Below are 11,540 nucleotides of genomic sequence, written 5' to 3' on the forward strand. Positions count from 1 at the left end.
ACGAACGATCGATGGCCTAGACCGCGATCATTTCCCGCACGCCCTCGTCTTCCATCCGGCTGCCCTCGCCGCTGGCCACCACCTCGCCGCGGCTCATCACAACATAGTGATCGGCCAGATGGCGCGCGAATTCATAGTACTGCTCGACCAGCAGCACCGTCATGCCGAACTCGTCGACCAGCAGCCGCAGCGCGCGGCCGATGTCCTGGATGATCGACGGCTGGATGCCTTCGGTGGGCTCGTCGAGAATCAGCAGCTTCGGCTCGCTCATCAGCGCGCGGCCGATCGCCAGCTGCTGTTGTTGCCCGCCGGACAGATCGCCGCCGCGCCGTTGCCGCATCGTGCGCAGCACGGGAAACAGCTGATAGATGCGATCTGGCACGCCGGCCGGCTTGCCGCGGCTCGCGGCGCCGATCAGCAGGTTCTCCTCGACGGTCAGCCGCGGAAAGATCTCGCGTCCCTGCGGCACATAGGCGAGACCTGCGGCCACGCGCTCGTAGGGCGGCGCCTTGTCCAGCGTCCGGCCGTTCCAGCGAATGGTGCCGCTGCGCGTTGGCACCACGCCCATCAGGCATTTCAGCAGCGTGCTCTTGCCCACGCCGTTGCGGCCGAGCAGCGTGGTCAGGCGACCCTCGGGCACCTCGAAGCTCACGTCGCGCAGGATATGGCTGCCGCCGTAGTACTGGTTCAATCCGCTGACTTGCAGCATCGGTTTTCCTTTCTGCGCGTCAATCCAGCGCCGCAGTTCAGCGCCGCAGTTCAGCGCCCCAAATACGATTCGATCACGCGCTCGTCGCGCTTGACCGCGTCCAGCGTGCCCTCTGCCAGCACGCTGCCTTCCGCCAGCACCGTGACCTTGCCGGACTCGCCGGCCAGCGCGGCAACGAACTCCATGTCGTGCTCGACCACCATCATCGAGCAGCTGCCGCGCAGGCCATTGAGCAGCGCCGCCAGCTGCATCGTTTCCTCATCGGTCATGCCGGCCACCGGCTCGTCGAGCAGCAGCAGTTGCGGCCGCTGCATCAGCAGCATGCCGATTTCGAGCCGCTGCTTCTGGCCGTGCGACAGCAGCCCGGCCGGCCGATAGGCCTCCTCTTCCAGCCCGATCAGCGCCAGCGTCTGCTCGATGCGGCGGCGGCCATCGCCGTCGAGCCGCGCCCGCAGCGACGACCACCAGCGCTTGTCGGCCTTCATCGCCAGCTCCAGGTTCTCCCAGACGGCGTGCTGCTCGAACACGGTGGGCTTCTGGAACTTGCGGCCGATGCCGGTCTGCGCGATGGTCGGCTCGTTCAGCCGCATCAAATCGATGCTCTGGCCCAGAAACACGCGTCCGGTGACCGAGGCATTGCGCGGCCCGGTCTTGCCGGTGATCACGTCCATCATCGTGGTCTTGCCGGCGCCATTGGGTCCGATCACGCAGCGCAGCTCGCCGTGGTCGATCGACAGCGTCAGCTTGTTCAGCGCGCGAAAGCCGTCGAACTGCACGGTCACGTCCTCCAGATAGAGGATCGGTCCGTGCGAGACATCGATGGCGCCGCGTTCGAGCACACGGCCCAGGCCGGTGGCGTCGCCGCTGTCCGCCTGCGCGGCATCGTGGGCTGGCTTCAGGGCCGCGTTCATGCCTTTCCTCCGCTGCTGGCCGGCACCGCCACGGGTGCAGGCCGGGGTGTCGATGCGCCCGCCGCGTCGCCACGCCGCAGGCGCGCCAGCAGCCCCACCACGCCGTTCGGCAGATACAGCGTCACCAGCACGAACATCGCGCCGAGCAGGAACAGCCAGTACTCGGCGAAGTGCGCGGTGAACAGCGTCTTCGCGCCATTGACCAGAAAGGCGCCGATCACCGGGCCGATCAGCGTGCCGCGCCCGCCGACGGCGACCCATACCGCCATCTCGATCGAGTTCGCCGGCGACATCTCTCCCGGATTGATGATGCCGACCTGCGGCACATACAGCGCGCCGGCGATGCCGCACAGCACCGCCGAGAAGGTCCAGACGAACAGCTTGTAGCCGAGCGGGTTGTAGCCGGAGAACATCACGCGCGTCTCGGCATCTCGCACCGCGGTAACGACCCGGCCCAGCTTCGAGGTCACGATATAGCGGCAGGCGATCAGTCCGCCCAGCAGCGCGAACGCGGTCAGCACGAACAGCACGGTGCGCGTCTCGGGCGCGGCGATGGCAAAGCCCGCAATACGCTTGAAGTCGGTGAAGCCGTTGTTGCCGCCAAAGCCCGTCTCGTTGCGGAAGAACAGCAGCATCGCGGCATAGGTCAGCGCCTGCGTGATGATCGACAGATAGACGCCCTTGATGCGCGAGCGGAAGGCAAAGAAGCCGAACAGCCAGGCCAGCACGCCCGGCACCAGCACCACCAGCAGCAGCGCGTAGCCCAGATGGTCGGTGCCGTGCCAGAACCACGGCAGCTCCTTCCAGTCGAGGAACACCATGAAGTCCGGCAGCTCGCTGCGATAGACGCCCTCGCGGCCGATCGCGCGCATCAGGTACATGCCCATCGCATAGCCGCCGAGCGCGAAGAACAGGCCATGGCCCAGGCTCAGGATGCCGCAGTAGCCCCACACCAGATCGAGCGCGATCGCGGCCAGCGCAAAGCACATGATCTTGCCGATCAGCGTCAGCGCATAGGCCGACAGATGCAGCGGATGCGTGTCGGGCAGGACCAGCGCGCACACCGGCACCGCGACCGCGGCCAGCAGCGCGACCACCGCCAGCGCCAGCCAGCCGCGCGCGGAGAACAAGGGCTGGCGCGCGGGTACGGCCAGCGTGAAGGCGGACCTTCCGGGATCGATCGAGCTTTGCATCATGCCTCCGCGCTGCGCCCCTTGAGCGCGAACAGTCCCTGTGGCCGCTTCTGGATGAACAGCACGATCAGCACCAGGACGATGATCTTGGCCAGCACCGCGCCGTAGAACGGCTCGATGAACTTGTTGATGATGCCCAGGCCGAAGGCGCCGACGATGGTGCCGGCTAGCTGCCCCACCCCGCCCAGCACGACGACCATGAACGAATCGATGATGTAAGCCTGCCCCAGGTCGGGCCCGACATTGCCGATCTGCGACAGCGCGCAGCCGCCCAGGCCCGCGATGCCCGCACCGAAGGCGAAGGCATAGCTGTCGACCTTCCAGGTCCGCACGCCGACGCAGGCGGCCATCGTGCGGTTCTGCGTGGTGGCGCGCACGAACAGGCCCAGCCGCGTGCGGTTCAACACGGCCCAGGCAATCGCCACGACCGCCAGCGCGAACACCACGATGACGATGCGGTTGTACGGAATCACCAGACCGGGCATCCATTGCACACCGCCGCTCATCCAGCTCGGGTTGGCGACTTCGACGTTCTGCGCGCCGAACAGCATCCGCACCGCCTGCATCAGCAGCAGGCTGATGCCGAACGTCGCCAGCAGCGTCTCCAGCGGACGGCCGTACAGATGGCGCAGCACCAGTCGTTCGAGCACAAAGCCGACCGCGGCGGCGGCAAGGAAAGCCGCGGGCAAGGCCGCCGGCAGGTACCAGTCGAAGGCATCGGGCAGATAGGTGCGGAACAGCGTCTGCACGAGCCACGTCGCATAGGCGCCGATCATCAGGAATTCGCCATGGGCCATGTTGATCACGCCGATCAGCCCATAGGTGATGGCCAGGCCCAGCGCGGCCAGCAGCAGCACGCTGCCCAGACTCAGGCCGGCGAACAGATTGCCGATCAGCTCGGCCTGGCGCTCGCTGGCGCGCAGATTGTCGAGCGCCTGCTGCGCGGCGGCGCGCAGTTGCGGGTCCGGCTCGCGGTATTGGCCGTTGTCGCCACGCTCGACCAGCGGCTGCAGCCGCTGGCGCGTGGCCGGGTCGCTGTCGCGGCCGAGGATGCGGATCGCTTCAAGCCGCTCGTCGCGGCTGCCGTCGGCCAGCACGGTATTGGCCCAGATCACGTCGAGCCGGGCACGCAGGGCGGCGTCCGCTTCGGACTGGCGCGCGGTGGCGACGGCCTCGCGCGGTGCGTCTTCGGGACGTTCCAGCAGTGCGGCGATGGCCTGCGCGCGTACCGCGGCGTCGGGCGAGGACAGCAGCAGGCTGCCGGCCGCACCGTCGACCTGCGCGCGCAGGCTGTTGTTCAGGGTCAGCGATTGCAGCGCGCCGGCCTCGACCTCGACCGGCTTGCCGGTGATCGCGTCGAGCACGCGCTCGCCTTCGACGCGAACCATGCCGATGCCCGGCGCGAACTGCAGCGTGTCGTCCTGCAGCGCCTGCAGGATCGGGCCGGCCTGCTTCGGATCGGCCTTGGCCAGCACGGCGATGGCGCCGCGCTTGGCATCGAAATCTTCTTCGGCCAGCGGCTGCAGATCGGCCTGCGTCAGCGCGGCGGCCGCCCACAGCGCGGGCGCCGCGAGCAACAGCGGCAGCGACAACAGCGCGGCGAGCGTGGCGCGCCACCAGGAGGCGCGGGGCAGCATGGGTCGGGACATGGAATCGGTATCGTGGTCGAGGATCAAGCGGTCAACGAAGAACGGACGGGTGGCGGGATGGCGAGCGCCGCTGCCCTCTCCCCCGCCCCTCTCCCGCAAGCGGGAGAGGGGAGAAAACAGGCGGTGCGCTTGCCTTCGGGGAGTCAGTGAGCTTCGGTGGAATGGAAGAACTGACTGTGTTCTCCCTCTCCCCCTCAGCGGAATAAGAGAACCCACTGTGTTCTCCCTCCCCCTCAGCGGAATAAGAGAACCCACTGTGTTCTCCCTCTCCCCCTCAGGGGGAGAGGGTTGGGGAGAGGGGGTGGTTTTCGCCAGGCCCGTCGCCCCAACAGCCTTCACATCACCTTGTCCGGCTTGCCCTCGTTGCCCGCGATGAACGGGCTCCACGGCTGCGCGCGCAGGGGCTTCGGCGTCTTCCACACGACCGAGAACTGCCCGTCGCCCTTGACCTCGCCGATCATCACCGGCTTGTACAGATGGTGGTTCTCGCCCATCGTCAGCGTGAAGCCGCTAGGTGCCTTGAAGGTCTGGCCGATCATCGCGGCGCGGACCTTGTTCGGGTCAGTGGTGCCGGCCTTCTTGACCGCCTGCGCCCACATATGGATGCCGACGTAGGTTGCCTCCATCGGGTCGTTGGTCACACGCTTGTCGCCGCCCGGCAGATTGTTCGCCTTGACCCAGGCCGCCCATTGCTTCTTGAAGGCCTCGTTCTCCGGGTTCTTGACCGACATGAAGTAGTTCCATGCGGCCAGATGGCCGACCAGCGGCTTGGTGTCGATGCCGCGCAGCTCTTCCTCGCCGACGGAGAACGCCACCACCGGCACATCCTTGGCCTTCAGGCCGGCGTTGCCCAGTTCCTTGTAGAACGGCACATTGGAATCGCCGTTGATCGTCGAGATCACCGCGGTGCGGCCGCCCTGCGAGAACTTCTTGATATTGGCGACGATGGTCTGGTAATCGCTGTGGCCAAACGGCGTGTAGACCTCCTCGATATCCTTGTCGGCCACGCCCTTGCTCTTCAGGAAGGCCCGCAGGATCTTGTTGGTGGTGCGCGGGTACACGTAGTCGGTGCCCAGCAGGAAGAAGCGCTTGGCGCCGCCGCCCTCCTTGCTCATCAGGTATTCGACAGCGGGAATGGCCTGCTGGTTGGGCGCGGCGCCGGTATAGAAGACGTTCTTCGACATCTCCTCGCCCTCGTACTGCACCGGATAGAACAGCAGCGCGTTCAGTTCCTCGTAGACCGGCAACACCGACTTGCGCGACACCGAGGTCCAGCAGCCGAAGGTCACCGCGACCTTGTCGTTGCTGATCAGCTGGCGCGCCTTCTCGGCGAACAGCGGCCAGTTCGACGCGGGATCGACCACCACCGGCACCAGCTTGCGGCCCAGCACGCCGCCGCTCTTGTTGATCTCGTCGATCGCCATCAGCGCAACGTCCTTCAGCGACGTTTCCGAGATCGCCATCGTGCCCGACAGCGAATGCAGCACGCCCACCTTGATCGGCTCTTTCGATTGCGCGAATGCCAGCGGGCTGGTACCGATCATCGCCGCGGCGGCCACCGCCGACAGCCTCAACATTTCCCGTCGTTTCATTGCAGCTCCCTAGCTTGTGTTCGAGGAACAACGCACCCCGGGAGGGACTTCTGCAACTAGCGTGCCACCAAAAAAGAACGCGGCATCAAGCCGCGTAGGAGTCTGCCTTGACATCGCCGCACCGTGGCGGTGCGCCGGCGCTTTGCATCACGATGGTGCGATGTCGCAAAGCGGTGCGACGCACCGCGCCGGGGCGTCAGGAATAGCGCCGGCTGATCGATTCCGCGACGCAGACCGGTCGGTCGCTGCCTTCGCGTTCGATGGTGACCTCCCAGGTCGACTGTGCGCCGACCAGGTCCGGTGCATTGGGCGGCGGCGCGATGCGCTCCACCTTCAGCAGCTTGATGCGCGCGCGCAGCCGGCTGCCGACCGGCACCGGCGCGGTGAAGCGCACGCGATTCAGGCCGTAGTTGACGCCGATCTTGACGCCCGGCATCTGCATCGCGCTCTGCATCAATGCCGGCAGCAGCGACAGCGTCAGAAAGCCATGCGCGACCGGCGCGCCGAACGGCGACTCGCGCCGCGCACGGTCGGGATCGACGTGAATCCATTGGTGGTCGCCGGTCGCCTCGGCGAACAGGTTGACCTGGTGTTGGGTGATCTCGGTCCAGTCGCTGACGGCGACCTCCTGCCCTTGCAGGCTTTCCAGCTCCTCCAGCGAAGCGATGGTGCGCATGGTGTCTCCTTGTCGAATGAGGTGGCCGACGATGTGGCCGGCAATGCGGCCGACGATTTAGCCAATGATGTGAGCGGTGTCGTGGCGGAGCGGCTCAGGCGGGCCGGCGGCCGTACATGCCCATGCCCTTGACGGTGCAGACCAGCTCGCCGCGCTGGTTGACCGCCTCCCACTGCGTGTGCACGACGCCGCGATCGGGCTTGGACTGCGACGGGCGCTTGTCCAGCACCGAGACGAACACGGTCAGCGTATCGCCGGCATACACGGGCTTGAGCCAGCGGATCTCGTCGACGCCGGGCGAGCCCATGCTCGCCGACTTCGACGTCATGTTGTCGACCAGCATGCGCATCATCACCGCGCAGGTCATCCAGCCGCTCGAGATCAGGCCGCCGTAGATGCTTTTCTTTGCCGCGTCCTTGTCGACGTGGAAGGGCTGCGGATCGTATTGCGTGGCGAAGCTGACGATCTCGTCCTCGGTGATCAGCCGCGAGCCGAGCTCGCGCCGGCTGCCGACGACGAAGTCTTCGAAGTATTGGGTGTCGGACATGGGGTCTCCTGAGTCCTCGTATCGAATGTGTTCCCCCTCTCCCCCTCTCCCCCTCAGGGGGAGAGGGTCGGGGAGAGGGGGTGGTGCCGATCGCCATCGGTACGACGAGCGCCCCTGCCCTCTCCCCCGCCCCTCTCCCGCACGCGGGAGAGGGGAGAAAACCCTGAATGCAAAAAGCCGCGCCAGACATCACTGTCCGAGCGCGGCTTGTCTTGCCTCAACGGCTGGCCATCATGCCGCCTGCTGGAATTCCGGCAGGCTGGCGAAGCGGCCAAGATGGTGGTCGACATCGCCGAACGTCGTGTTGATCAGCGTCAGCCGCTTGAACATGTGCGCGGCCGGCAGTTCGTCGGTCACGCCCATGCCGCCGTGGATCTGCACCGCTTCCTGGCCGACCGTGCGCGCGGCCTGGCCGACCCGCGCCTTCGCGGCGGACACATAGCGGCGGCGCTCCTCGGGGCTGGCTTCGTCGAAGCGCGCCGCAGCCAGCAGCGTGATCGAGCGCGACTGCTCGGCGTGGATAAACATCTCGACCATGCGATGCTGCAGCGCCTGGAAGCGCGCGATCGGCACGCCGAACTGCTGTCGCGTCTTGGCGTACTCGATGGTGGCGGCGGTCAGCGTGTCCATCACCCCCACGGCCTCGGCGCACAGCAGCACCGCGGCGTAGTCGGCCACCTGCTCGAGCAGATCCCAGCCCTTGCCTTCGGCGCCGAGCAGCTCCCCGGCTGCGTCCTGGAACGTGATGTCGGCCGCGTGCAGATTGTCGATGGTGCGGTAGTCGCGGATGGTGACGCCCGGGCCCCTGGCATCGACCAGGTACAGCGAGATGCCGTCCTGGTCGGCGTTGCCGCCACCGGTGCGTGCCGACACCACCAGCTTGTCGGCCTGCCCGCCGTGGATCGCCACGACCTTGGTGCCGTTCAGCTTGCCGCCCTTGGCGGTCACGCGCACGTCGTTCAACGCGTAGCGCGCCTCGCGCTCGTTGAACGCGGTGGCCAGCTTGATTTCGCCGCCGGCGACCTGCTCCAGCACGGTGTCCTGGCCGCCGGCCTGCTTCAGCGCGTAGGCGGCAGTTACCGTCGCCAGGTACGGCTCGACCACCAGGCCGCGGCCCAGCTCCTGCATCACCACCATCATGTCGATGGCGGTCCCGTTGAAACCGCCCTGCGCTTCGGGCACCGGCAGCGCCGTCAGGCCGAGTTCGACCAGCGCGCTCCAGGCCGCTTCGCTGTAGCCGAGCTCGCTCTTGTAGGCCTTCTTGCGGGACTCGAAGTCGTAGCTCTTGTCGATGAAGCGGCGTACCGCGTCAGCCAGTTGCTTCTGCTCGTCGCTGAGATTGAAGTTCATGGTTCCTGTCTCCTCACAGCCCCAGGATCATCTGGCTGATGATGTTCTTCTGGATTTCGTTGGATCCGCCGTAGATCGAGGTCTTGCGGAAGTTGAAGTAGTACGCGGCCAGCGGCGCGGCGTCGTCGTAGCCGGTCACCGCATGCTCGGTCTCGCACTCCAGGTAGTCGCGGTCGAACGGTTGCGCGTACGGGCCGACGGCTTCGACCATCAGCTCGGTCAGCAGCTGCTGGATCTCGGTGCCCTTGATCTTCAGCAGCGAGGCCTCGGGGCCGGGCCCCTTGCCGGCGCTCTCGCTCGACACCACGCGCAGCACGGTGATCTCGAGCGCCATCAGTTCGATTTCCAGCGCGGCGACCTTGGCGCCGAACACCGGATCTTCGAGCAGCGGCTTGCCGTTCTTCTGCTGCTGGCGCGCGATGCGCTTCAGGAAGCCGAGCTCGCGCTTCGAATTGCCCACGCGGGCAATGCCGGTGCGCTCATGGCCGAGCAGGTACTTCGCGTACGTCCAGCCCTTGTTCTCTTCGCCGACGCGGTTTTCGACCGGCACCTTGACGTTGTCGAAGAAGACCTCGTTCACCTCGTGGTCCTCGTCGAGCATGATGATCGGACGCACGGTGATGCCGGGCGTCTTCATGTCGATCAGCAGGAAGGAGATGCCCTCCTGCTTCTTGGCTTCGGGATCGGTGCGGACCAGGCAGAAGATCATGTCGGCGTGCTGGCCGAGCGTGGTCCAGGTCTTCTGACCGTTGACGATGTAGTGCTTGCCGTCCGGAGTCAGTTCGGCACGGGTCTTCAGCGAGGCCAGGTCCGAGCCCGAGCCCGGCTCCGAGTAGCCCTGGCACCACCAGTCGGTGCAATCGAGGATGCGCGGCAGATAGTACGACTTCTGCTGTTCGTTGCCGTACTTCATGATCACCGGCGCGACCATCGCGACGCCGAAGGGCAGCACGCCGGGCGCGCCGACGCGGGCATTTTCCTCGTCCCAGATATGGCGCTGGGTGGCATTCCAGCCGGTGCCGCCGTACTCGACCGGCCAGTGCGGCGCCGACCAACCCTTGCCCGCCAGGATCTTGTGCCAGCGGACCAGATCGTCGCGGTTGGGCCGGCGGTGATTCAGAATCTTGGCGCGAATGTCCGCCGGCAGGTTGGCTTCCAGCCAGCTGCGCACTTCCTCGCGGAAGGCGTTGTCGGCCGCCGTGTAGTTGAGATCCATGCCCGTCTCCAGTGATGCCGGCTGCGGCCGGCAAATTGTTCTGGCCAACGCGCCGTCGCACCGGCGCGAAGGCGGGCACGGGACGCGATTCAGTGAGCCGTCTGCTTCAGCGCATCCGGCACCACGAGCGGAAACGTTTCGATGCCCTCCTCGGCGAGCGCCTGCACTTCCTCCGGCGACGCCGTCCCGCGGATGCCGCGTTCCGGTGCCTCGTCGTAATGCATGCGCCTGGCCTCCTCGGCAAAGCGCGGCCCCACATCCTCGGTCTGCGCCAGCACCTGCCTGACCGCCTTCAGATACAGCGATTGCAGGGCAACCTGGACCGCCTGTGCCTGCTGCCCCGGCGCCTGCGGCGTCGGCTGGCGCTCGGCCGCACCGGACAGATTCAGGCGCGGGGCGCTGGGCAGCCGCGTCACCGCGTGGTCGCCGCAGACAGGACACTGAACGAGATCGCGAGAGATCTGCGATTGCGCATCGTCCTCCGAAGCAAACCAGCCTTCGAACCGATGGTCATGCGCACAGCGCAGGTCGAGCACCTTCATGATGTTTCCAGCCCGTCAAAGCAATATTAGCCGTGAATCGCAAATTTGTGAACGGTCGTTCTAATTTTTTCCTGACCGCTGCCAGCCCAAGGGCCGGCGTCTGGGGAAGATGGTAGCGCGCCGGGGAATTTAAAGGTGGGCAGTCCTCAGCCGGGCACCCTCTGCTCCCCCGGCTGCCAGGCGCCCGACAGCACCTTTTCCAGCCAGAACGCGCCGATGATGGTCTTGACGTCGGTGATGCGGCCCTGGCGGACCCAGTCGATCACCTGGCCGGCCGGCACGATCAGCGTTTCCAGGAATTCGCCGTCGTCGAGCGCCGCCTCGCCGGCGGTCAGGTCGCGCGCCAGGAACAGGTCGATGAACTCGGTCGAATACGAGATCACCGGATGGATTCGGGTCAGATAATCCCAGCGCGCGGCGCTGTAGCCGGTTTCCTCGCGCAGTTCGCGCTCGCCGCAGCGCTGCGCCCCTTCCTCGGGATCGAGCTTGCCCGCCGGAAACTCCAGCATCACCTCCCGGACCGCATAGCGGAACTGGCGCTCGAGCAGCACGGTGCCGTCGTCGAACAGCGGGATCATCATCACCGCGCCGGGGTGCTCGACATACTCGCGGCCGGCCTGCTTGCCGTCGGGCAGCCGCACGATGTCCTGCTTCAGCGTCAGAAACTTGCCCCGGTGCAGCGTCGCGGACGCCAGCGGGACTTCCGTCAGATGGTCGTCGCCGCCGGCGTCGAGCGCTTCGGGGGAGACCAGGGGGGCAGCCTTGGAGGCTTTCGATTGGGATGACGACATGAACGCTCCGGGATGGCGAGGCCGCCGAAGGTCATGCCGGGTTCGGCGTCAGCTCGCGCGATGTTTGACCAGATACTGCCAGGTGTAGCCGGGGAAGGCGAACACCAGCATCAGGCAGGCGGTGATCGCGTAGAACTGCCAGCCCTGGGCAAAGCGGTTGCCCAGGCCGGCCTCGACGGCGAAACCGACCGCGCCGACCAGCAGATAGTAGACGATCAGCTCGGCGAGCCGCATCCAGAACGGCTTGCGCGGCTTGCCGAGCGGGATCACCGCGAACAGGCGCTGGTTGACGAACGGCAGATTGGCACAGGCCAATGCCAGCAGGATGACAAACCAGCCGCCCGCGGATGCGCTCATTGCGGTT

The 11,540-nt window shown here is 66.5% G+C and carries 12 protein-coding genes; all 12 read right to left on the reverse strand.

Going from position 1 to position 11,540, the window contains the following annotated elements; genetic code table 11:
- Positions 1 to 16: 16 nt before the first annotated feature.
- Positions 17 to 709 (reverse strand): urea ABC transporter ATP-binding subunit UrtE, encoded by a 693-nt coding sequence (urtE, locus tag HTY53_RS19120; RefSeq protein WP_174108087.1) that lies wholly within the window; start codon positions 707 to 709, stop codon positions 17 to 19.
- Between the two features lie 50 nt (positions 710 to 759).
- Positions 760 to 1,620 carry an urea ABC transporter ATP-binding protein UrtD gene (gene urtD / locus HTY53_RS19125; RefSeq protein WP_174108088.1) on the reverse strand — a complete coding sequence of 287 codons (861 nt, stop codon included), beginning with the start codon at positions 1,618 to 1,620 and terminating at the stop codon, positions 760 to 762.
- Positions 1,617 to 2,816, reverse strand: a complete 1,200-nt coding sequence (urtC, locus tag HTY53_RS19130; RefSeq protein ID WP_174108089.1) for an urea ABC transporter permease subunit UrtC — start codon at positions 2,814 to 2,816, stop codon at positions 1,617 to 1,619. Before urtC ends, urtD begins: the two co-directional genes overlap by 4 nt.
- Positions 2,813 to 4,462 (reverse strand): urea ABC transporter permease subunit UrtB, encoded by a 1,650-nt coding sequence (urtB, locus tag HTY53_RS19135; protein ID WP_254600023.1) that lies wholly within the window; start codon positions 4,460 to 4,462, stop codon positions 2,813 to 2,815. Before urtB ends, urtC begins: the two co-directional genes overlap by 4 nt.
- A 335-nt stretch (positions 4,463 to 4,797) precedes the next feature.
- Entirely contained in the window at positions 4,798 to 6,054 is a 1,257-nt protein-coding gene (urtA, locus tag HTY53_RS19140) for an urea ABC transporter substrate-binding protein (RefSeq protein WP_174108090.1), read from the reverse strand.
- A 196-nt stretch (positions 6,055 to 6,250) separates the two neighbouring features.
- Positions 6,251 to 6,730: a MaoC family dehydratase gene (locus HTY53_RS19145; RefSeq protein WP_174108091.1), complete on the reverse strand. Its 480-nt coding sequence runs from the start codon at positions 6,728 to 6,730 to the stop codon at positions 6,251 to 6,253.
- A 94-nt stretch (positions 6,731 to 6,824) separates the two neighbouring features.
- Positions 6,825 to 7,277, reverse strand: coding sequence for a MaoC family dehydratase (locus HTY53_RS19150; RefSeq protein ID WP_174108092.1), 453 nt, complete (start codon positions 7,275 to 7,277; stop codon positions 6,825 to 6,827).
- A 231-nt stretch (positions 7,278 to 7,508) separates the two neighbouring features.
- Positions 7,509 to 8,627 (reverse strand): acyl-CoA dehydrogenase family protein, encoded by a 1,119-nt coding sequence (locus HTY53_RS19155; protein ID WP_174108093.1) that lies wholly within the window; start codon positions 8,625 to 8,627, stop codon positions 7,509 to 7,511.
- Between the two features lie 13 nt (positions 8,628 to 8,640).
- On the reverse strand, positions 8,641 to 9,843 hold the full coding sequence (locus HTY53_RS19160; RefSeq protein ID WP_174108094.1) for an acyl-CoA dehydrogenase family protein: 1,203 nt from the start codon (positions 9,841 to 9,843) through the stop codon (positions 8,641 to 8,643).
- Between the two features lie 89 nt (positions 9,844 to 9,932).
- Positions 9,933 to 10,385 (reverse strand): DUF1178 family protein, encoded by a 453-nt coding sequence (locus HTY53_RS19165; RefSeq protein ID WP_174108095.1) that lies wholly within the window; start codon positions 10,383 to 10,385, stop codon positions 9,933 to 9,935.
- Between the two features lie 146 nt (positions 10,386 to 10,531).
- The gene (locus tag HTY53_RS19170; protein WP_238510473.1) at positions 10,532 to 11,176 is read right to left on the reverse strand and encodes an NUDIX domain-containing protein; all 645 of its coding nucleotides are present in this window, start codon (positions 11,174 to 11,176) and stop codon (positions 10,532 to 10,534) included.
- Positions 11,177 to 11,224: 48 nt separating this feature from the next.
- Positions 11,225 to 11,533 carry a DUF2818 family protein gene (locus tag HTY53_RS19175; RefSeq protein WP_006576683.1) on the reverse strand — a complete coding sequence of 103 codons (309 nt, stop codon included), beginning with the start codon at positions 11,531 to 11,533 and terminating at the stop codon, positions 11,225 to 11,227.
- Between the last annotated feature and the right edge of the window lie 7 nt (positions 11,534 to 11,540).

The organism is Cupriavidus gilardii, assembly GCF_013314895.1.
Classification (GTDB): Bacteria; Pseudomonadota; Gammaproteobacteria; order Burkholderiales; family Burkholderiaceae; genus Cupriavidus; species Cupriavidus gilardii_C.